This is a genomic window from Pseudomonas sp. CCI4.2 (genome assembly GCF_034350045.1).
Lineage (GTDB): Bacteria > Pseudomonadota > Gammaproteobacteria > Pseudomonadales > Pseudomonadaceae > Aquipseudomonas.
Genome location: NZ_CP133781.1, coordinates 2,496,906 through 2,519,489, shown reverse-complemented (window position 1 = coordinate 2,519,489; position 22,584 = coordinate 2,496,906). Strand labels below are relative to the sequence as shown.

Genomic DNA, 22,584 nt, shown 5'->3' with positions numbered 1-22,584 from the left:
TACATCGGTCCATTGCACCCTATCAAGCCGGCACAAAACTCACGCGCACCTTCAAGCCCCGCTCTGCCCCATCATGAAGGCTGATCTGGGCCAAGTGCGCGCGGCAGATTTCGCCGACAATCGCCAGGCCCAGCCCCGACCCTGAACCGTGCTGATCACGCCGATAAAAGCGTTCAAACACGCGCTCACGTTCCGCCTCGGGAATACCGGGGCCGTCGTCTTCGATCTCAAGCACGCCCGGCGCGCTAACCCGCAAAATCACATTGCCGCCCGGCGGGGTGTGCGCCAACGCATTGTCGACCAAATTACTCAACAGTTCATTGAGCAAAATAGGTTCGCCACGCAACCACACCGATTCATCCGCTTCCAACGCCAAGGCGACGCCTTGAGCATGGGCCAAGGGCGCCATGGCCATGCCCAGCTCCCGCGTCAATTGACTCAGGTCGAGTCGTTGCGCGCCGCCTTCGGAAATTGCCCTTGCACCGTTTTCAATTCGTGCCAGCGACAGCAACTGATTGGCCAGATGAATCAGCCGATCAGTTCCCTGCGCCGCAGCTTCCAGGGTGATGCGCCAATTCGCCGGAGTGGTGTCGCGCAATCCCAGTTCGACCCGAGCCTTGAGTGCGGCCAAGGGCGTGCGCAACTCATGCGCAGCGTCAGCAATGAACTGCGCGTGACGTTCGAACTGCACCCGCAAGCGTTCAGTGAAATGATTGAAGGCGCCCACCAACGGTTGAAGTTCGCGCTGAACATCCACCGGCGGCAGTGCGCGCAAATCATCTGGCTGACGCGCTTCCACTGCTGTGCGCAAGCGCTCCAGCGGACGCAGCGCCGCGCTGACGGTGAACCACACCAACACCAGCGCACCCGCGCCCAACAAGCCTAAGCGCACCAATGTGTCAGCCATCAAACTGCGCGCCATGCGCACCCGAGCCTCTTCGGTTTCGGCCACCCGAATTTCCGCCATGCCGTTCATGTTCGGATCGCTGACGGGTTTGAGCAAGCTAACGACACGCACGTTCTGACCTTGATAACGGCCATTGTAAAAGCTCGCCAACGCAGGATAGTCGTCAGTGCGCAACGTTCCCGGCGGCGGCGCAGGCAGATTTTCGTAACCCGAAATCAGCTGCTTGTTGATGTCATTAACCTGGTAATAAATGCGCCCCTCGCTGTCGTAGGCGAACGTGTCCAAGGCCACGTAAGGCACGTCGGCGCTCAGGCTACCATCGCGTTGAGAAACCCCGGCAGCGATGGTCCGTGCGGAAGCCAGTAAGGTGCGGTCATACGCCGTGTCGGCAGCTTCACGACCGTTCCAGTAAGCACTCAAACCGCTGGCGAGCATCAGCACGGTAAGCAGCAACCCAAGGTTCCATAGCAGCCGCCAGCGCAAGCTGCTTGGCGCCACGCCAGCCACCTCATGCATCGCGGCTTTCCAGTAAATAACCGAGACCGCGAAAGGTGACGATGGCGATCGGATGCCCATCGATTTTTTTGCGCAAGCGGTGGACGTAGATTTCGATGGCATCAGGGCTGGCCTCTTCCTCGAGGCCAAACACTTGCGCGGCCAATTGTTCCTTGCTCATCACGCGCCCAGGTCGCGCAATCAGTGCTTCAAGCACCGCCTGCTCGCGAGAGGTCAAGTTCAGTAACTCATCACCCAACGCGAACCGTCGTGTGTCGAGGTCATAGACCAACGCACCGCAACGCTGCTGACGTTCGCCGCCTAATACGCTACGCCGCAGCAACGCTTTGACCCGCGCCTCCAGCTCGGAGAGTTCGAAAGGTTTTGCCAAGTAATCGTCGGCGCCGAGGTTGAGGCCATGCACCCGGTCTTTGACCTCGCTGCGGGCAGTCAACATCAGCACCGGGAGGTTCTTGCCCCGGGCTCGCAAACGAGCCAGCACCTCAAAGCCGTCCATTCGCGGCAACCCCACATCCAGAATCACAACGGCATATTGCTCAGTGCTCAGGGCCAAATCAGCAGCCACGCCATCGTGCAGAACATCGACCGTCAGGCCTTGGCTTTTCAGGGCCAGCGCCACACTCTCGGCCAGTTGCAAATGATCTTCAACGAGAAGAACGCGCATCGACTGCTCCGGTTTCTTAGCGTTATAAGCCGTGAAGTTTACAGCCGTGTCGACGGCTGTGAAGCACGAAAAACAAATCCGGCGTTGCTGGTGAGCCAGTGAAAGGTTAGTGAAAGGTTAACCGTCTAGGATCCCGGTACACTCGGTCACACCTGAAGCAAAACAGACAACGCCCTGACGCGTTTTCTAATAAAAATAAGAAAATGGAGTCCTTCATGACGTTATTTTTGCGTCGCTTCGCCTTGGCCGCAGGCTGCATGCTGGTGGCCATCCAGTTGCTCGCCGCCGAACCCAAGCGCCCGGAATGCATTGCCCCGGCCTCTGCTGGCGGTGCTTTTGACCTGACCTGCAAGCTGGCGCAAAGCGCGCTGATGAGTGAGAAATTACTGAGCGCCCCCATGCGCGTCACCTACATGCCAGGGGGTGTCGGTGCGGTGGCCTATAACGCAGTGGTTGCTCAGCACCCAGCCGATGGGGGCACCTTGGTGACTTGGTCCAGCGGCTCACTGTTGAATCTGGCGCAAGGTAAATTCGGCCGCTTCGATGAGAGTGCCGTACGCTGGCTAGCGGCGATTGGCATTACCTATGGCGCCATTGCGGTGAGAAGCGATTCGCCCTACAAAAATCTCGAGGATCTGGTTAAAGCGCTGAAAAAAGACCCGAGCAAAATCGCGATTGGCTCGAGTGGAACCATCGGCGGCCAGGACTGGATGCAAACGGCATTGGTTGCCAGGGCCGCCGGCATTAACCCGCGCGACCTGCGCTATGTCGCGCTCGAAGGCGGCGGCGAAATTGCGACGGCGTTACTCGGCGGCCACATTCAGGTGGGCAGCACCGACATTTCCGACTCCATGCCACACATTCTCAACGGCGAAATGCGCCTGCTCGCGGTGTTCTCCGAAAAGCGTCTCAACGAACCGGAAATGAAGGACATCCCAACCGCCAAGGAGCAGGGTTATGACATTGTTTGGCCGGTGGTTCGCGGTTTCTACCTAGGGCCAAAAGTAAGCGACGAAGACTACGCCTGGTGGAAAACGGCATTCGACACACTGCTGGCGTCGGACGATTTCGCCACCTTGCGTGATCGAAGCGAACTCTTCCCCTTCGCCATGACCGGTGACGCGTTGGAAGTGTACGTTAAGAAGCAAGTGGTGGACTACAAAGTCTTGGCCAAGGAATTTGGCCTGATCAGTGATCCGGGAAAATGACCGGACTGACTGCTTGATCTCCACATTCGACGCCCTCTGTAGAGCCAACTTGAACTGGCGAAGCGTCCTACCTAGGGCATCGCTTTAAGGCCTCTCGCCAACAAGTTGCTCCTACAGATGATCTATATCGGCAACTTCCAGTCAATTGGGGTCAAGCCGCTTTGTTGTAGATACTTATTGGTCCGGCCGAAATGGCCGTTGCCCAAGAAGCCTTTATAGGCCGACAACGGCGATGGGTGAACCGAGGTCAATACCAGGTGTTTAGTCGCGTCGATCAGTTTCTGTTTGCTTTGCGCATGGGCGCCCCACAACAGAAACACCAGATGCGGTTGGTGCGCGCTGACGGTTTCGATGACCTTATCGGTAAAGTGCTGCCAGCCCTTTTTCGCGTGCGAAGCGGCGTTGGCGCGTTCGACGGTTAGGGTGGTGTTGAGCAACAACACGCCTTGGTCGGCCCAGGATTGCAGGTATCCGTGGTTGGCGATGTCGATGTTCAGATCGCGCTTTAGCTCTTTATAGATATTCACCAGCGACGGCGGCGTGGGCACGCCGGGCTGCACGGAAAAGCACAAACCATGGGCCTGACCGGGACCGTGATACGGGTCCTGACCAAGGATCACCACCTTGACCTTATCCAGCGGCGTGGAATTCAGCGCGTTGAAAATCATCGGACCCGGAGGATAGATTTCCTTGCCGGCCGCGTGCTCCTGGCGCAAAAACTCGCGCAGTTCATTCATGTACGGCTGCTCGAACTCATCACGCAACGCGTGCTTCCAGCCGGGCTCAAGCTTTATTCGGTCGTCGCTTGTCATAGCACACCTGCAGAAAACGATGCGCGGACACTAGGAAAGCTGGCCTCTGATGTCAATTCCGCTGAGCAGAAAAGCCTCAATTCCTACACTTCTTTTCAAATCGTCGTTTGCAACTCGCGTCGCGCGGGGGTATCACAGACTCAATGGAAAGTTGCCCCGCCCCCGAGAGGTCACGATGAATCTGCAATTTGAAGAACTCCCCGCCCAAGACGGCGTACGCATTGGTATTGCCAGCCTGGACGCGGAAAAATCCCTGAACGCCTTGTCTCTACCGATGATCAGAGCCCTGACTGAACGACTAGACGCGTGGGCCAATGACCCGCAAATCGTCTGTGTATTGTTACGCGGCAACGGCGGCAAAGCCTTTTGTGCCGGGGGTGACGTACGCAGTCTGGTGGAAGCGTGCCGAACCCATCCGGGCGAAGTCCCACCCTTGGCGGCGCAGTTTTTCGCGGCGGAATACCGTCTCGACTATCAACTGCACACCTATCCCAAACCGCTAATCTGCTGGGGTCACGGCTATGTCCTGGGCGGCGGCATGGGCCTGTTGCAAGGCGCGTCTATTCGCATCGTGACCCCTAGCAGCCGCTTGGCCATGCCGGAAATCAGCATCGGCCTGTTTCCCGACGTCGGCGCCAGTTGGTTCTTGTCCCGACTGCCCGGCAAATTGGGCCTGTTCCTCGGGCTGACGGGATCGCACATCAATGCGCGTGATGCGCTGGACCTGGATTTAGCTGACCGGTTTTTGTTGGATGAACAGCAGGAAGAGTTAGTCGAAGGCTTGTTGCAACTGAACTGGCAGGAGCAAACGTCGGTACAACTCAATAGCCTACTTAAAGCTTTGCAACAGGAAGCCATGGACGAAATGCCCGAGGCCCAGTGGTTGCCGCGTCGACAGCAGATCGACGGACTGTTGGACGTCGGTGACCTGCCGTCCGCTTGGCGCGCCGTGACCCAACTTCAGTCCCATGACGATGCCCTGCTAGACCGCGCAGCGAAAAACCTGAGCGAAGGCTGCCCGCTGACTGCGCACCTGGTATGGGAGCAAATCAAACGCGCCCGGAACATGTCGCTGGCTGAAGTCTTTCAGATGGAATACAGCCTGAGTCTCAACTGCTGCCGTCATCCGGAATTCAGCGAGGGCGTCCGTGCGCGCTTGATCGATAAGGACCAAAAGCCCCATTGGCATTGGCAGGACGTGGCAAACATTCCAGACGCAGTGATCGATGCACACTTTGCCAAGGCATGGGAGGGCCGACATCCGTTGGCGGATTTGTCGGAGTATTAAGCCCGAACACAAATCCCTTACCCCCATCTACAGACTACGGATTTTGCCCGCCTCCCGCGCCACTATGACCGTCGTACTGACGTTCATAGTGCTGCGGCGGGCCAGGTTGGTGGCCGGGGTTGCCGTGGTAGCGAGGATCCCAGGCCTGACCCGCAGGGGGTGAATCAACGCGGGGGGGTGACGATTCCATACGTGGCGGGGCGGTTTCATAACTGGGCCGTGGCGCGGCATAAATGGGCGTCGTCACAGAGCCGGGTTGGCCGTAGTTGTGCTCAGCGCCATAGCCTTCTGCATCTGCCACGCCGCTGATGAGCGCGGCCCCAAGCGAAAACAACATCAATACATGTCGGCACACTGTAGCCTCCCGAAAAGTCCAGAAAGGTCAGCCAGTGTCAGGCCGACGCACGGACCTTTAGCCAAAAACCGGTTAATCCAAAACGTAGAAACGACGCCTTCGCAAGCGCCGTTGGTCCTGATCAGTTATCGACCGCCGCCGCCATGACCACCTTGGCCACCGCCCCTACTGCCGCCGCCGGATCGACCACCGTGCTGGCCTCCTCCGGGTGAACCTGGTCGAGGTCCTGGGTGATAGCCGCCTGCGCCGTGATCACCTCTTGGCATATAACCGTGGCCGGGGTATGGGCCGGGCCCGTAGCCGGGTCGACCAGAACCTGGGCCGTGTGGGTAGTAACCACCTGGACGAACGCCGTAATAGTGCGATTGGCCGATCACGTAACCGGGATAACCGGGCCGGTAGTAGTGATCATAGTAGCCGCCGCCGTCGTAGTAATATCCTCCGTAAACGGGCGCCGTATACACATCTGATTCGTAATAACCTGGTCCCGCGTAACAACCTGCTAGCGTCAAACCCAGCAAAGCAATGAGCAAAGTTTGTCGATACATGGCGGCCTCCCGGACCGCTATAGAGCTCGACCAGCGACGCGGGTCGGCGTCAGTCAACTTCTGACGGACATAAAGTAAGACTGTAAAAAGGTATTTCAGTGCCACGCCCGGCAACTATATATGTAACAAGATGCGCACTCACCCGGTGCAGACCCGCACCATCCTAAAGCGAATTAGATGCACACCCCGCCATCAATACTGCTCGAACCCGCCAGCCACAGGCTTCGAAGTAACTTGGCACGGCTCTCGCTTAACACTTTGTGTGCAGGAGTCAAAACAAGGTTCGCGGCACCACAATTTGCAATAGCTGACTAGGGTTCCGGCTCGCTTCTGGCGAGTGGCTGGTCCGAGAGTTGGCGACCTCCAGTAGAGGTTACACGGCGGGATAAAAGCCCGGGAGACAGGGACACCAGTGGTGTCACGTGACTCCTGCTCGCCCTTTTTCCTACTGGAGATTTCTACCATGCAGCTCACCACCCGCAAGCCCCGTCTGTTTTCTTTGCTCGCCGCTGGCCTCGTCGCGGCATTGAGTCTTTCGGTCCAGGCCGCCCCGAAACAACACTTCAATGTCTGCTGGACGATTTATGCCGGTTGGATGCCATGGGAATACGCCGGCGCTCAAGGCATCGTCGATAAGTGGGCGAAGAAGTACGGCATCAAAATCGATGTCACCCAGATCAACGATTACGTCGAATCGATTAATCAATACACCGCCGGCCAGTTCGATGGTTGCACCATGACCAACATGGACGCCCTGACCATTCCAGCGGCGGGCGGCGTCGACAGTACCGCGCTGATCGTCAGCGATTTCTCCAACGGTAACGACGGCATTGTGATCAAGGGCGACGGCAAGAAAGTCGCCGATCTCAAGGGCATGAAAGTCAACCTGGTGGAACTGTCCGTCTCGCACTACCTGCTGGCTCGAGCGCTGGACACGGTTGACCTGTCCGAAAAAGACCTGACTGTGGTCAACACCTCTGACGCCGACATTTCTGCCGCGTTTAACACCGATGACGTGAAAGCCGTGACCACTTGGAACCCAATGCTGGCGGACATCAAAGCCAAGCCCGGGGTGACCGAAGTGTTCGACTCCAGCAAGATTCCGGGGGAGATCATGGACATGATGGTCGTCAACTCGCAGACCCTCAAAGACAACCCGGCACTGGGCAAGGCCCTGACCGGCGCCTGGTTTGAAGTGGTGGCGTTGATGAACGCTAAATCTGCCGCCAGCACCGCCGCGCTGGAACACATGGCCAAAGCATCGGGGACTGACTTGGCCGGCTTCCAGTCGCAACTGGAGACCACCAAATTATTCGCAACGCCCAAGGAAGCCCTTGAGTTCGCCAACAGCGCTCAGTTGCCGATGACCATGCGCAAAGTGGCGGAGTTCTCCTTTCAGCACGGGCTACTCGGCCAAGGCGCCAAAGACACCGGTGCGGTGGGCATGTCGTTTGCCAACGGCGTGACCAGCGGCGACAAAACTAACCTCAAGCTGCACTTTGATCCGAGCTACGTGCAGATGGCTGCAGACGGCAAGCTGTAACCGCGCCCCCGCCCAAAGGTCATTGCCCATGCGTTTGATAAACCGCCGCCCGGATCGTGCCAGTCGCCTGATTTTGGTGATCCTGCCGTTCGCCTTGTTGCTGATCGCCTACTTCATGGGTTCGGCGACGCGGCTGACGGAAAACCCCAACGACAAACTGCTGCCCAGTGCAGTGCAAATGACCGAATCGGTCAAGCGCATGGCCTTGGTAGCAGACCCGCGTACCGGCGGTTATTTGCTGTGGCAGGACACGGGTTCGAGCCTGCAACGGTTGGCCATCGGCTTGGGTATCAGTGCGTTGCTCGGGCTGTGCCTTGGGATCGCGTCAGGCATCGTGCCACTGTTCGGCGCGTCGTTATCACCCGTACTCACCGTGTTGTCCATGGTGCCCCCGCTGGCGATTCTGCCGATCCTGTTCATCGTGTTCGGCCTGGGCGAGTTGTCGAAAGTCATGCTGATCGTGATTGGCATCACGCCGATTCTGGCGCGTGATCTGGAGCAACGCGCGCAGGAGATTCCGGTGGAATTGCTGATCAAGGCGCAGACCCTCGGCGCCTCGACCTGGACCTTGATTTTGCGGGTGATCCTGCCGCAACTGCTGCCGCGCTTGCTGATCTCCCTACGACTGGTTTTAGGCTCGGCGTGGTTGTTCCTGATCGCGGCCGAGGCCATTGCCTCCACCGACGGCCTGGGTTATCGAATTTTCCTGGTGCGACGTTACTTGGCCATGGACGTGATTCTGCCGTACGTGGTCTGGATAACCCTGCTGGCCTGGCTCATGGATTGGGGCCTCAAGGCCCTGACCCGTCGGGCGTTCCCTTGGTACGAGGGAGCCCGCGCATGAGCTTCATTTCGGTGAAAAACGTCTGGCAGGAATACGACAAGCAACCGGTACTGGAAGGCCTGAACCTAAGCGTCGATGAAGGTGAGTTTTGCACCTTGGTCGGCGCGTCGGGCTGCGGAAAATCGACTTTTTTGCGCCTGCTGCTGGGCCAGGAAGTACCAAGTCGCGGGCAGATTTATCTGGACGGCAAACCTTTGATCGGCGAACCCAATGCCAGCCGGGGCGTGGTGTTCCAACGCTACTCAGTCTTCCCGCACCTGTCGGTGCTAAACAACGTCGCGCTGGGCCTTGAACTGCCCCGCTCGGCGCTGCTGGGTCGGCTGTTCGGCAAGGCCAAGCACGAGGCCAGAGAACAGGCCGCTGTGTTGCTGCACAAAGTTGGCCTCGGCCATTCGCTGGACAAATACCCGACGCAACTGTCGGGCGGCATGCAACAACGGCTGGCCATCGCCCAAGCGCTGATCATGCAACCTCGGGTGTTGCTGCTGGACGAGCCATTCGGCGCCCTCGATCCGGGCATTCGCAAAGACATGCACAGCTTGCTGCTGGATCTGTGGCGGGAAACCCAATTGACGGTGTTCATGGTCACCCACGATTTGTCCGAAGGCTTCAACCTCGGCACGCGGCTGCTGGTCTTCGACAAGGTTCGCCACGACCCTCAGGCACCCAGTGCTTATGGGGCCCGCATCACCTATGACATCCCCTTGAACAGCGACCGCCGCGCTGCACGCGCCGCGATTGATTCGCTGCAAACGGCTTAGAGGACTTTTCATATGCCTAACTCCACCACGCTGCTCCCGGTGTTCGCTGAAGAGCTGATCCCCGGCGGCGGCCACCGTTCGTTCGTGCTCAATCGCGGCCAATTGCTGCGTCTGACTGACGTTCACGGCGGCGCCAACGTCAGCCTGACGCTGCTCAACGCCAACGAAAAAACCGAGCGCCTGAACCTGCCCGACAGCCTGAAATGCCAACACACAGCCAAGCTCACCAACGGCCATTGTTTGTACTCGGACATGGGCCGGGTGTTGGCGGCGATTACCGCTGACAGCTGCGGCTGGAGTGACAGCATCGGCGGGATTTTATGCGCCGAAGAAGTCGCGGAGAAATACGGCCAGGGCCGCTATCAGGAACTGCGCAACGGCTTCTTTCGTAACGGTACCGACAACCTATTGGTCGAACTGGGCAAATGGGGTTTGGGTCTGCCTGACCTGCTGATGACCCTGAACCTGTTTAGCCGGGTGAACGTCGACGACAGCGGCGCTCTGCATTTCGTCGCCGACAATTCCAAAGCCGGTGACACCATTGAGCTGTATGCGCCGATGGACACCTTGGTGGTGCTGACCGCCCTGCAACACCCCATGGACCCCAACCCGCAGTACGCACCCAAACCAATCAAGCTGAGCTGGATGAAGGCCGACGCCCGTGTCGCCGAGCACTGCCGCATCTCGCGCCCGGAAAACGAGCGTGGTTTTAACAATACTGATCGTTTGTTCGCTTGAGGAGCGCCACCATGACCCCTTCCAAACATGCCGAAACAGCGATCTACGCCGCGACCATTCCCGCGGGCGAGCCGTGGCTGACAGAAGTTAAAGCCGGGCAAACCGTGCGCATCCTCGATCTGGAAGGTAATCAAGCAGTGGATACGCTGTTTTACAGCGTGGCCAACCCGCGTGAACGTTACGATGTGCAGCGCACATTGCGCCGTCAAAACAATGTGTACCTGGGCATCGGCAGCGTCCTGTATTCCAATCTTGGCAAGCCGATGTTGACCATCGTCGAAGACACCTGCGGCCGTCACGACACCCTCGGCGGTGCCTGTGCCCAAGAGAGCAACACCGTGCGCTACGCCTTGGAAAAACGCCACATGCACAGTTGCCGTGATAACTACCTGCGCGCCTGCGCCCACGACGGCCGCCTGAGCAAACGCGACATCGGGCCCAATATCAATTTCTTCATGAACGTGCCTGTAACGGCTGATGGCGGATTGACCTTTGAAGACGGCATCTCGGCACCCGGTAAATACGTTGAGCTGCGCGCAGAAATGGACGTGATCGTGCTGATTTCCAACTGCCCGCAACTGAACAACCCGTGCAACGCCTACAACCCGACACCGGCGCAGGTGCTGATATGGAACTGAAATATTCATCGTTTCGCCGCTGGTTATTCAACCTGTGCCAAAGCCGTTCGGGGCAATGCGTGAAATCAAATAAACCCCTGTGAGCCCACTTGTTGGCGAAGCGGTGTATCGCAAGGACCCTCGCCAACACGTTGGCTCTTACAGACAGCTAATGTTTTTGCCATCGGGGACGACTCCGAGGCACACCGTTCAATAGCGGGACGGCCCGCTTCCCATTACGAAACCGACTGCCATCGGTTTCCGGGGTTTATGCCATGTTCGACACACTGCTGATTGCCAACCGTGGCGCAATTGCCTGCCGCATCCTGCGCACCCTGCGTGAGCTGAAGGTCAAGGGCGTGGCGGTCTATTGCGAAGCCGACGCCGCCAGTCTGCATATTCTTCACGCCGACGAAGCCCATAGCCTCGGCGAAGGCGGCGCGGCCGAGACCTACTTGGCGGTGGATAAAATCCTCGCGATTGCCACAGCCAGCGGCGCCAAAGCGATCCATCCCGGTTACGGTTTTCTGTCCGAAAATGCCGCTTTCGCGCAAGCCTGTGAAGACCACGGCATCGCCTTCGTCGGCCCCACGCCGGAACAGTTGCGCGTGTTCGGGCTTAAGCACACCGCCCGGGCGCTGGCCAAGCAACACGGCGTACCGATGCTCGAAGGCACGGAACTGCTCGACAACCTGGAACACGCCCTCAGCGCCGCCGAACCCATCGGCTATCCGGTGATGCTCAAAAGCACCGCAGGCGGTGGCGGGATCGGCATGCGTGTGTGCCGCAGCGCTGCCGAATTGAGTGAGTCGTTTGAAGCGGTGAAGCGCTTGGGGCAAAACAATTTCAGCGACGCTGGGGTGTTCATCGAAAAATACATCCAGCGCGCCCGGCATCTGGAAGTGCAAGTATTTGGCGACGGCCAGGGTGAAGTCATCGCCCTCGGGGTCCGCGATTGTTCGGTGCAGCGCCGCAACCAGAAAGTCCTCGAAGAAACCCCTGCGCCGAACCTGCCCTTGGGCATGGCCGATGAGCTGTGCGCGGCGGCGATCAAGCTGGCAAAAGCGGTCAACTACCGCAGCGCCGGGACGGTTGAATTCGTCTTCGACAGCGAAGATCAACGTTTTTATTTCCTTGAAGTGAACACGCGGCTGCAGGTTGAGCATGGCGTTACTGAGCAGGTATGGGGGGTCGATCTGGTCAGTTGGATGGTGCAACTGGCCGCTGGAGACTTACCACCGCTGCTTGAATTAAGCGCGGGGTTGCAGGCTAACGGCCACGCGATTCAAGCGCGGTTGTACGCCGAAGACCCAGGCCGGGATTTTCAACCTTGTTCTGGTTTGCTGACCGCCGTGGACTTCCCGACGACTGACGGCAAGACCTTGCGCATTGATACCTGGGTCGAAGCTGGCTGTGAGATTCCGCCGTATTTCGACCCAATGATTGCCAAGCTAATTAGCTGGGCGCCGACCCGTGAACAGGCGAGCGCGGGGCTGTCGCAGGCGCTGAACGACAGCCATTTGTATGGGGTGGAAACCAACCGCGATTACCTGCGGCAGATTTTAGTGGACGCGCCTTTCGCCAGCGGCCAGCCCTGGAGCCGCTGCCTGGAAGGATTGATGTACCACGCCAACACCTTTGAAGTGCTGAGCGGCGGTACTCAAACCAGCGTCCAGGATTATCCGGGACGTCTGGGGTATTGGGCGGTGGGTGTGCCACCGTCCGGGCCGATGGACAGTCGAGCCTTGCGTGTGGGTAACCGTTTGTTGGGCAACGACGAAGGTACTGCCGCATTGGAAATCACCATGAGCGGTCCGCTGCTGCGTTTCAATACCGATGCGGTGGTGGCCGTTACTGGTGCGCAAATTCCGGTGACACTCGACGGGCAGCCTCAAGCGTTCAACACCGCGATCTTGGTGAAGGCGGGTTCAACCTTGGCGCTAGGGACGATTACCGGTGCCGGGGCACGCAGTTACCTCTGTGTGCGCGGAGGCTTGCAGCTGCCGGATTACCTGGGGAGCAAAAGCACCTTCACGCTCGGTCAATTTGGCGGTCATGGCGGGCGAGCGTTACGCACGGGTGATGTGCTGCACGTTGCGCCGTTGGGTGATCGTCATGTCGGTATGTGTGTGCCGACTGAACAGCTTCAGGCGTTACGTGATGTGCGGCTGATTCGAGTGATTTATGGCCCGCATGCGGCGCCGGAGTATTTCACCGAGCGTTACATGCAGACGTTTTTTTCGACTCATTGGGAAGTGCATTTCAACTCCAGCCGAACCGGCGTGCGCTTGATCGGGCCGAAGCCGGAATGGGTTCGGGCCGATGGTGGAGAAGCCGGGCTGCACCCGTCGAATATCCATGACAATCCGTACGCCATCGGTGCCGTGGATTTCACCGGCGACATGCCCGTCATCCTCGGCCCGGACGGCCCAAGTTTGGGTGGATTCGTTTGCCCAGTGACCATTATCGAAGCCGACCTCTGGCAGTTGGGGCAGCTCAAGGCCGGGGATAAAGTGCAGTTTCATCCGGTCAACCTACGGACCGCCCGCTCCCTGGCTTGCACCGATCTCAGTAGGTGCCCACTCGTTGGCGAAGCAGGCGATACGGTGCCTGATCTGACGCCATCGCGAGCAAGCGCGCTGCTACCGGTGATGTTGACTTCACCCATTGTGTTGGACATCGGTGAGGGCGACACGCGTTTAGTAGCGCGCCTTTGCGGCGATACCCATCTACTACTCGAGATCGGCGCACCGGAGCTGGATCTGGTGTTGCGTTTTCGCGGCCACGCATTGATGCAGGCGCTGGAAGCCAAAGCACTGCATGGCGTCATCGACCTGACCCCAGGGATTCGCTCGCTGCAAGTTCACTATCACCCCGAGCAACTGCCACTGGCTGATTTGCTGAACATCCTCGCCGACCAATGGAAAACCGTCTGCGCCAGTAAAGACCTGCAAGTGCCCTCGCGCATCGTTCATTTGCCGCTGTCCTGGGATGACCCGGCGTGCCAGCTCGCCATCGAAAAATACATGACCACTGTGCGCAAGGACGCGCCGTGGTGCCCGAGCAACCTGGAGTTCATCCGCCGCATCAACGACCTGCCCAATCTCGACGAAGTGCAACGCACCGTGTTCGACGCCAGCTACCTGGTCATGGGCCTGGGCGATGTGTACCTCGGCGCCCCCGTTGCGACGCCACTCGATCCGCGCCATCGGCTAGTGACCACCAAATACAACCCGGCACGCACCTGGACCGCCGAAAACTCGGTAGGCATCGGCGGCGCATATATGTGCGTCTACGGCATGGAAGGCCCCGGCGGCTATCAATTCGTCGGACGCACCTTGCAGATGTGGAACCGCTATCGGGAAGTGTCCGCATTCGATGGCAAACCGTGGCTGTTGCGCTTCTTTGACCAGATCCGCTTTTACCCGGTAAGCGCTGATGAGCTACTGCGCATTCGCCGGGATTTCCCCCTTGGGCGTTACCCGTTAACCCTCGAACACAGCACCTTGAATCTAGCGGACTACCAGGCATTTCTTACCCGCGAAGCAGACGGCATCGCGGCGTTTCGTGTGCAACAACAAGGCGCCTTCAACGCCGAACGCGAACGCTGGATCGCCAATGGCCAGGCGAATTTCGAGAGCGATGAAGCCGCTGCGCCCGCCACCGAAGACGCGGCCCTAGAAGCAGGCCAACACAGCATCGATAGCCATATCGCGGGCAACCTCTGGCAAGTACCGGTCGAAGTCGGCCAGCGGGTCGAGGCCGGCGATGTATTGGTGATTCTGGAATCGATGAAGATGGAAATCCCGCTGCTGGCCAACGTGGCAGGTACCGTCAGCGAAGTGCGCGTGCAACCTGGATCGGCTGTGCGTGCCGGGCAACGGGTCGTGGTTTTGAAAGCTGATTGAATTTCATAAATTTTTAGACGGAATGCCGCCATGACTAACCCAGTGCAATTGACTGACTTACGCCTAGATAACGTCCGCGCAGCGTATCAAACCGCAACCCTGACACCCCGGCAACTGGTCCTCGCCCTACGGGAAAAAGCGGCAGCGCTGAACCCGACTTATCACCTGTTTATCCACCTACTGAGCATCGCAGAACTGGAACCCTACCTGACAGCGTTGGAAGGTCGCGATCTCAAGGACCTGCCGCTGTACGGGGTGCCGTTCGCGATCAAAGACAATATCGATTTGGCCGGTATCCCCACCACTGCGGCGTGCCCGGCATTTGCCTACACGCCCCAAACTTCGGCGACCATCGTCGAGCAGTTGCTTGCCCTCGGCGCGATCCCCTTGGGCAAGACCAACCTCGACCAATTCGCCACCGGATTGAACGGCAGCCGTTCTCCCTATGGCGCGTGTCCGAACAGCGTGCTGATGGATTACCCGTCAGGCGGTTCTAGCGCGGGGTCATCGCTGGCGGTGGCATTGGGCATCGCCAGCTTTGCCCTGGGCACTGACACCGCAGGCTCGGGCCGGGTGCCCGCTGCGCTGAACAACTTGCTGGGCCTGAAAGCCAGCAAAGGTTTGATCTCAACAGCCGGTGTCGTTCCGGCCTGCCGCACACTGGATTGCGTGAGCACGTTCACGGCCACCGCCCGTGAAGCCAGTCAATTACTCGGCCTGATTGCACGCCTTGATCCACGCGACGCCTACAGCCGCAGCAACCCGGCGTGGAACGATGCCTCAGCGTTTGGCGCCCCAAGATCGTTCAAGTTCGGCGTACCGCGTCAGCAGGATCTGGAGTTTTTTGGCTGCACAGAAAGTCCGCAGCTGTTCCATGACGCCATCAACCATCTGATCGCGCTGGGCGGCGAAGCCGTGACCCTTGATCTGTCTCCGTTCCTCGAAGCCGCCAATTTGCTCTACGACGGCCCTTGGGTGGCCGAGCGCTACAGCGTCGCGGGGGAGCTGATGGAAAACAATCCCGAAGCCGTATTGCCGGTCATCCGTGCGGTATTGGCCAAGGCGCCGGCCGTCGATGGCGTCCAAACATTCCGCGCGCAGTACCGACTGCAAGCACTCAAAGCACTGTGCGACAAAGCCCTTGAAGCACTCGACTGCGTACTGACCCCCTCTATTCCTCGCCCGGTCACCCGCGCCGAATTGGCCGCCGAACCGGTGCTGCGCAACTCGGAGTTGGGCTACTGCACCCACTTCGTAAACCTGCTGGACTACGCCGCTGTCGCCGTGCCCAGCGGCTTCATGAGCAATGGCCTGCCGTGGGGCGTGACGTTGTTTGGCCGAGTCTTCACCGACCAATACTTGTTGAGCCTCGCCGACGCGTTGCAACGGCAGACCGGTGTGCACGTGATTGGCGATAACCCGCTAAACCTTGCCGCGCCTGGGACAACCGCACGAAACGACAAGGCACGGCTGGTGGTTTGCGGCGCGCACCTAGACGGCTTGGCGCTGAATGGGCAGCTTAAGCAGCGGGGAGGCCGCTTACTTGAAGTCACCCACAGTTCAGCTGACTATAAACTGTATGCATTGGCGGGTGGCCCTCCGTTTCGGCCAGGAATGCTCCGTGTCGAGCAAGGCGGCGTGGCCATCGCGGTGGAAGTCTGGGAATTGCCGAGCGACGAATTGGGCTCGTTCCTTACCGGCATTCCGGCGCCGTTGGGGCTAGGGAAAGTGCAGTTGGAGGATGGGCGCTGGGAGACTGGATTCATCTGCGAACCCTATGGCCTGCAAGGCGCTACGGACATCAGCCCTTTAGGCGGGTGGAGGGCTTACCTGCTCGCTAAGGCCAGCGCTTAATCAGAAGTGATGGGCGACGGAGTGATTCCTTTGCCGCTCGTTACATAGATACCGATCAGGACGAAATTCTCGCGGCACAGTGAGGCTCCTTCCGTCCTGATCAACACCCACCATGAATGAACCTTGGAACCCAACCGTCGCACTTGCGGACCGTCTTCATGAGCGCGCAGACACTCTCCCATCATCCGGTGCTTTTTCGGTATCGCCGTTTTATGACCCGGTTTATACCGGCAGCGCTCATAAACAACCCTCGGAACAGGCACCTGATGCCGGCCCCGCTAAAGCCCTGAACAACCAACGACTCGCCATGCTGAGAAAAACTCCCGCCGCCAAACTGCTGGTGGGTTCGGTGCTCAATTTGAAAACCTGGAAAATGGACCTGGACGCACCTCCATCGCCTCTGGCTTACATCAGGCAACAACTGGTCCGGTTTTTAACGGCTAATGGTGCCGTCGACGGTATCGAACAGCCGCCCTCACCCAATGAGTTGTACATCCACTTTTCCACTGAAACTGCTCCTGACGTCCACGTCGATGGCGACGAGCAGTACGCGCTAACGCTTTCGTTGACTGAGGTGGCTATCGCATCGTTCGATCCCGCCCGTTTTCTTGCGCTGATCAAATGTGCCGAACCTGATCGTCCACTCTTCGGATCACTCACCAGTGGCTTTCTGATCAAACTCATTCGTTCAGCACTGTGGGAGCATGATTACCACGTCCTGGTTGAACGCTTCTGGGCCCACCATGAAGCGACGTATTGCATCCTCGCCAGGCTCTCGTTTGTCGATGGCCTGTCCCGGCAGTACATCAAAAAGAAAATCACGCTGGAGGGCTACACCTTGGCGCTTGATGCTTTGGGTCTGGACCGGTTCCCCACCACACTGGAACTCCTTGAGCGCCCTATTTGCGGCGAGCGCGCAGCGATCAGCCTGCTTTCACTGAATGGGCAAATCGTCCCGGGGGTTTTTCAGCTGAAGTCTAAGGTCACGTCACACTGTTTTATTCACACCTTGGGCGACACGCCCACGACCGTTGAATACATCGACGACGGTCAGAACCTCGGCAGTTCAAAGCAGCTCGAAACCTTAAACGCCTGCGCCTGGCTAGCGCCCCTTCTTGATGGCGTACAGCTACAGGACGACACTCATCTCAGCACAACCCTTGTGAACGGCGATGTGTTTACAGCACTCACGGCAGCCCAAAAAACCTTCTTGCTGGAGGACCTTACTGCTCAACGCCTGGAAGCGTATTTGGGGTTAGACGGCAGGGACGATGTAGCACTTTTCAAACCCATCGAGCGCGGCCTGGCGCTAGTCAGCGCTATCGATCTGTGGCAACAACCTGATGTGTCAAAGCGAATACCTCGCCCGAAAAAAGTTGCCCAGCGTCTGGTGCGCAACGCCCTTTTCAAAGGTCATCAGCTAGACCTCTCCCCCGACACCGTGTTCGTTCGCTACGTCCGTGGCACCTCAACCACGCCGTTAGGCAGCGCCCATGCGCCGGTGAATTTTGTTCATGTGCCTAACGAAACCCCAATGAGCCTGACCACAGCGCTGCTCTGCAACTATCGAGTCGACCGACCCGTGGGTTATCTCGATAACGGTGGGCGCAGCGTGGTCTATTCGGACCCAACCGGGAAAGGTATTCAGGCTGAAAATACTGAAATGGCACTCTCACCGGATGCGATCGAACGCCTTATAAAAGGCATTGATTTTCTGCCTTCAATGTCGAAACGCTTCAAAAGCTTTTGGGACAAACAGGCGGCTGCTATTGAACGCTCACTCACCGCGACCTTTATCGCGCAAGCGGTACTCGGCTTGAAGATGGGCCATGTATCCCGTGCCGGGTTTGACCTGCTCGTGGAGGCGCAAGAATACCCGTCACCCCGTGCCGCCTTTTCAGGCATCAACTGCACAGCCTTGGGCTTTTACCTACAACCGGCACTGACGGAGGGCGAGTATTGCCAGCAGTGCGCAGGTTTACTGGTGTTCTCCAGATCCGAGCGGCCGCTGAAGGTGCTGTATCAAGCGGGTCAGACTCAAGCATTCGTCGAGTTCAACAGCCGTCAGGAACTCGATCAACACATCGAAAAGGCAGCCAGGGATGAACAGTGGCGAAGCACATTATTGAATTACGTCCCAGTGAACCAACACCAAAAGCTCATTCGTGTCCTTGATGTCTGGGCTGGCCAACAACGCGCTGAATCACCCGGCTTTTTGCTTCGTCCATGGACCGATGTGGTCTACACCAACCATCTGCATAAAGCGAAATCCAAAGCCTTTTGTGAGCAGACGTTAACGTCGTCGCCGTTCGTTTTTATGCGGAAAACCCTCGCGCGTAATCATCAGGCGGATGCAAACGACCGGATCGTGACGTCGAAGGAAGTCACGCTTCGTTACTGGACGCAACAACTCAACCATTTGCAGCTGCTGCTGGCCCCCCTTTCATTACTGGTAGTGCCGGCGAGGGTGGCTTCGGTATTGGCGCATACTGGCACGGTTTATCTGAACATCAAGACAGCCCATTTACCCGGACATCGGGACGCCGAAAAACGCCAGGCGGTGCTGAACGCGCTGTCGCTCGGGCTGTTTCAATTGGCGCCGTTTGCCCCTGGGTTGCTCCGATCCTTGAGCGCGCTCTTGCGGCCGGGAAAGTCCCTCAGAGCCGGAGCCGCCCCCACGTCATCGTCTTTACCAGGTTTTAGTTCATTGCTCAGGGGCTGCATCAATCCGCGAAAAACCACGCTCCAGGCATTTTTCAATACGACCCGCCTGATGAAAACCTGGACCGTCCCAGGAAGCAACGTCTTTGGTACCTCAGCGGTTCAAGTATGGAAACTTGATCGCAAGTTTTTGCTGTGGACCTCAGACCAAGCGCAAGCCAGAACCTTGGTCGTCAGCACCCACGGCTACTACTTACCCTGGACGAAGACCACGCTGATTCCCAACGGCACCGAACTCAGAACCTACGCACCCCACGGTGCAGTGCTTGTCGATCCGACACTTCATCGCGTGGTAGGACAACAGGTCAGACCTTTTTCAGTGCTGGATGCAGCGGGCAACCGCCTCGCGTCGGACGCGCTGCCGCCTTTTTCCGTCACCGATACTCTTCTGGCGGGGACTTCATTGCCCGGCAGAATCAAGAATTACAGCCTGGCAAAATTTCAGGGCAGCGACGGCGAGAGTTATCAGGACATCAGCCATGTGGTGCGCAATTCCAATCAGTCCGCTTGGCGTGGCGGGCATTTGCCTGCGGTGCCGATGGATGTGCTGACGGTTAGAAATCGCTTGGGCATGACTCCACCGGCATTGCAGGACTTGTTCAATAACCTGTCGGAGCACGGCATTCATTACGACCGAATTTTGCTGCTGCACTGTCGTTGCTCCGCCATCAGCGCGGCGATGCGCCAGTCACCGGTTTATACCGCTCCCATGAACAGCGCCCCGCCCAGTCCTGGCCCGTGAAACCCGGTAGCGCCATAGGGTGGCGACACGCTAGCATGCGGTCCCCTAGTGGATTTTGCTCACCAACGGATTTGTCATGTCTCTTTACTCCGCATTCAATTCGCAACGCTCATTGGTTCTGACGTTGGTAATCCTATTGGGGGGCGGTTTTCTTGCCACATCGTTGCTGAGTTACTACGCGTCGCGGGCGACGATTCGCGACGGCATCGTCAATACCGAGTTGCCCCTGACCTCCGACACGGTGTATTCGGAAATCCAGAAAGACTTGGTAAGACCGGTCCTGATTTCCTCGATGATGGCGCGCGACACGTTTATGCGCGATTGGGTGGTGGCGGGCGAACACGACCCTGGGCAAATGACCCGCTACCTCAAAGAAGTCATGGACCACTACGGCGCTTACACCGCTTTTTTCATTTCCAACTCCAGCCTCAAGTATTACCAGGCCAAAGGCGTACTTAAACAAATCGATGCCAAAGAACCGCGTGACGTCTGGTATTACCGAGTGCGCGATATGGTCACGCCCTATGAAATCAACGTTGATCCGGACATGGCCAATAAGGACAACCTGACGTTTTTCATCAATTACAAAGTGTTCGACTACAACGACAACTTTATTGGTGCGACCGGGGTTGGCCTGACCGTCGACGCCGTTACCAAGCTGATTGACCGCTATCAGCAGCGATACCAGCGCAGCGTGTACTTCGTCGACACGTTCGGCAGGATCGTCCTCACCGGCGCGGACGGTGGCCCACAGGGCGCGACTATCGGTCAGCTGCTCAGCAACTTGCCGGGCTTGAGTGACCTGAAGGGCAAACTGCCAAAACCACAAAGCGGCAGTTATGAGTACGAGGTTCAGGGCCAAGACCACTTTCTCAATGTACGTTTCATCCCTGAGCTGAACTGGTACCTGTACGTCGACAAACAGGAAGACGGCGCGATGAGCGATATTCGCCAATCGCTGTACCTGAACCTGTTTATTTGCCTGATGGTCACGGCGGTGGTGATGCTGCTCCTGCGCCGGGTGATCCGGCGTTTTCAGCACAAAATCGAAGTTCAAGCCACCCTCGATAGCCTCACCGGACTGCCCAACCGGCGCGGTTTCGACCTGTTGGCGCTCAAGGCAATGCAAGAAGCACAACGGGAAACCAAACCACTGGCGGCCTTGCTGCTGGACCTCGATCACTTCAAAAGCCTCAATGACAACCACGGACATTTGGCCGGTGATGATGTGCTTGTCGGCTTCGCGAGTGACTTGAGAAGCTGCCTGCGTCGTTCCGATATCATTTGTCGCTGGGGCGGCGAAGAGTTCATCATCCTGCTCAAAGAAACCGACAGCGACCACGCACAGTCAGTCGCGGAAAAGATCCGCACACTGGCCGAGCAGCATCGCTACACCTTTTTCGGGACGCCATTGCGAGTCACCGTCAGCCTCGGCCTGACCCAATGGCAATCCAACGACACCCTGCACAGCCTGATCGCTCGGGCCGACCGCGCGCTGTATCGCGCCAAGCAAGCCGGGCGAAATCAGGTATGCATAGAAACGGCGCTCCCAAATGCTGAATGAACCCGACCCAATCGACAGCTCGACCTGCCCGGTCTGCGGCCTTAGCAACAGTTGCACCCTGGCCGACCCGCGCACGGCCGCGCAGCCGTGCTGGTGTTTTTCAGTGGACATTGACCCGGCGTTATTCGAAGCACTGCCGCTTAATACACGCAACCAAGCCTGCTTATGCCCCCGCTGCGCACGCGCCGAAATCGACGTCACGTCGAAATCTGACCACTGAGTCACCATGCGTCTGGATCGATTCCTCAGTAACCTGCCGCGCTTCAGTCGCAAAGACGTGCGCTTTGCACTGGTTGGCAAGCGGATCAAAGTCGACGGGCAAATCGTCAGCGATCCTCTTCACGAGGTGCGCGAATTCAGCCGTGTGGAGTGCGATGACGAGGTGCTACAAGCCGGTACGCCCGCCCGATACTTCATGCTGCACAAACCACCGGGGTGTGTCAGCGCCACGATCGATCCACAGCATCGCACCGTGCTTGACCTGCTTGATGAGCCCGACAAACACGAGCTGCACATTGCCGGACGGTTGGACTTCAACACCACCGGCCTGATGCTGATCACCAATGATGGCGTGTGGTCCCGACGCCTCACCCAACCGCACACCAGAATCGCAAAAATCTACTACGTCGAAACCGAACACGAGATCACTGCGCACTACGTGAAAAAGTTCGCTGAAGGCTTTTATTTCGCCTTCGAAAACCTCACCACTCAGCCCGCAGAATTGACGCTACTAACCCCGCACAGCGCACGCTTGAGCATCGTCGAAGGCCGCTATCACCAGGTCAAACGCATGTTTGGCCACTTCGATAACAAAGTGCTGCGCCTGCATCGCGAGTCCATGGGTCCACTGCACCTCGACCCCGAGTTGGCACCCGGTGAGTACCGCCCCCTTTTTGACGCGGAAATTCTGGCGATTTGAACTCAGCCTACCGTTCAGCAGAAGTTGTCGAACAATGTACCAACGGCACTTGCGAGGTGCCGTTGAGCCTGCTTG

The 22,584-nt window shown here is 58.2% G+C and carries 18 protein-coding genes and 1 riboswitch; of the genes, 13 read left to right on the top strand and 5 right to left on the bottom strand.

Features of this window, described 5'->3' with window-relative positions; genetic code table 11:
* Positions 1-22: 22 nt before the first annotated feature.
* Both RHM65_RS11405 and RHM65_RS11400 read right to left on the bottom strand, forming a co-directional pair.
* Positions 23-1,423 carry a sensor histidine kinase gene (locus tag RHM65_RS11405; protein WP_416195128.1) on the bottom strand — a complete coding sequence of 467 codons (1,401 nt, stop codon included), beginning with the start codon at positions 1,421-1,423 and terminating at the stop codon, positions 23-25.
* Entirely contained in the window at positions 1,416-2,087 is a 672-nt protein-coding gene (locus RHM65_RS11400) for a response regulator (protein WP_322165882.1), read from the bottom strand. Before RHM65_RS11400 ends, RHM65_RS11405 begins: the two co-directional genes overlap by 8 nt.
* A gap of 215 nt (positions 2,088-2,302) precedes the next feature.
* Between RHM65_RS11400 and RHM65_RS11395 the strand changes: the two genes are divergently transcribed.
* Positions 2,303-3,295 carry a Bug family tripartite tricarboxylate transporter substrate binding protein gene (locus RHM65_RS11395; RefSeq protein WP_416194720.1) on the top strand — a complete coding sequence of 331 codons (993 nt, stop codon included), beginning with the start codon at positions 2,303-2,305 and terminating at the stop codon, positions 3,293-3,295.
* A 122-nt stretch (positions 3,296-3,417) separates the two neighbouring features.
* Here RHM65_RS11395 and ung read toward each other — a convergent pair whose 3' ends face one another.
* Positions 3,418-4,107 (bottom strand): uracil-DNA glycosylase, encoded by a 690-nt coding sequence (gene ung / locus RHM65_RS11390; protein WP_322165883.1) that lies wholly within the window; start codon positions 4,105-4,107, stop codon positions 3,418-3,420.
* Between the two features lie 175 nt (positions 4,108-4,282).
* Here ung and RHM65_RS11385 point away from each other — a divergent pair, with 175 nt between their 5' ends.
* Entirely contained in the window at positions 4,283-5,395 is a 1,113-nt protein-coding gene (locus tag RHM65_RS11385; RefSeq protein ID WP_322165884.1) for an enoyl-CoA hydratase/isomerase family protein, read from the top strand.
* 34 nt (positions 5,396-5,429) lie between these two features.
* Here the strand turns inward: RHM65_RS11385 and RHM65_RS11380 are convergent, their stop codons facing one another.
* Positions 5,430-5,750: a hypothetical protein gene (locus RHM65_RS11380; protein WP_322165885.1), complete on the bottom strand. Its 321-nt coding sequence runs from the start codon at positions 5,748-5,750 to the stop codon at positions 5,430-5,432.
* A 125-nt stretch (positions 5,751-5,875) separates the two neighbouring features.
* Positions 5,876-6,298, bottom strand: a complete 423-nt coding sequence (locus tag RHM65_RS11375) for a hypothetical protein (protein WP_322165886.1) — start codon at positions 6,296-6,298, stop codon at positions 5,876-5,878.
* Between the two features lie 300 nt (positions 6,299-6,598).
* Positions 6,599-6,700: riboswitch (guanidine-I (ykkC/yxkD leader) on the top strand.
* A gap of 61 nt (positions 6,701-6,761) precedes the next feature.
* Between RHM65_RS11375 and RHM65_RS11370 the strand changes: the two genes are divergently transcribed.
* The 11 genes from RHM65_RS11370 to RHM65_RS11320 all read left to right on the top strand — a co-directional run bounded on the left by RHM65_RS11370 (position 6,762) and on the right by RHM65_RS11320 (position 22,509).
* Positions 6,762-7,841, top strand: a complete 1,080-nt coding sequence (locus tag RHM65_RS11370) for a putative urea ABC transporter substrate-binding protein (RefSeq protein WP_322165887.1) — start codon at positions 6,762-6,764, stop codon at positions 7,839-7,841.
* A 28-nt stretch (positions 7,842-7,869) separates the two neighbouring features.
* Complete coding sequence (locus RHM65_RS11365) at positions 7,870-8,685, top strand: ABC transporter permease (protein ID WP_322165888.1); 816 nt, start codon at positions 7,870-7,872, stop codon at positions 8,683-8,685.
* A complete protein-coding gene (locus tag RHM65_RS11360) occupies positions 8,682-9,446 on the top strand; it encodes an ABC transporter ATP-binding protein (RefSeq protein WP_322165889.1) in 765 nt (254 codons plus the stop codon). Before RHM65_RS11365 ends, RHM65_RS11360 begins: the two co-directional genes overlap by 4 nt.
* Positions 9,447-9,458: 12 nt before the next feature.
* A complete protein-coding gene (locus RHM65_RS11355) occupies positions 9,459-10,184 on the top strand; it encodes an urea amidolyase associated protein UAAP1 (RefSeq protein WP_322165890.1) in 726 nt (241 codons plus the stop codon).
* Between the two features lie 11 nt (positions 10,185-10,195).
* Entirely contained in the window at positions 10,196-10,822 is a 627-nt protein-coding gene (locus RHM65_RS11350) for an urea amidolyase associated protein UAAP2 (protein ID WP_322165891.1), read from the top strand.
* Positions 10,823-11,076: 254 nt separating this feature from the next.
* Positions 11,077-14,709, top strand: a complete 3,633-nt coding sequence (gene uca / locus RHM65_RS11345) for an urea carboxylase (protein WP_322185078.1) — start codon at positions 11,077-11,079, stop codon at positions 14,707-14,709.
* Between the two features lie 30 nt (positions 14,710-14,739).
* Positions 14,740-16,563 carry an allophanate hydrolase gene (gene atzF / locus RHM65_RS11340; protein ID WP_322185076.1) on the top strand — a complete coding sequence of 608 codons (1,824 nt, stop codon included), beginning with the start codon at positions 14,740-14,742 and terminating at the stop codon, positions 16,561-16,563.
* 112 nt (positions 16,564-16,675) lie between these two features.
* Positions 16,676-20,026 carry a dermonecrotic toxin domain-containing protein gene (locus RHM65_RS11335; RefSeq protein WP_322185074.1) on the top strand — a complete coding sequence of 1,117 codons (3,351 nt, stop codon included), beginning with the start codon at positions 16,676-16,678 and terminating at the stop codon, positions 20,024-20,026.
* Positions 20,027-20,102: 76 nt separating this feature from the next.
* Complete coding sequence (locus tag RHM65_RS11330; protein ID WP_322185072.1) at positions 20,103-21,590, top strand: sensor domain-containing diguanylate cyclase; 1,488 nt, start codon at positions 20,103-20,105, stop codon at positions 21,588-21,590.
* Entirely contained in the window at positions 21,580-21,810 is a 231-nt protein-coding gene (locus RHM65_RS11325; RefSeq protein WP_322185070.1) for a cysteine-rich CWC family protein, read from the top strand. The genes RHM65_RS11330 and RHM65_RS11325 overlap by 11 nt, the downstream gene beginning before the upstream one ends.
* 6 nt (positions 21,811-21,816) lie before the next feature.
* A complete protein-coding gene (locus RHM65_RS11320) occupies positions 21,817-22,509 on the top strand; it encodes a pseudouridine synthase (protein WP_322165897.1) in 693 nt (230 codons plus the stop codon).
* Positions 22,510-22,584 lie beyond the last annotated feature (75 nt).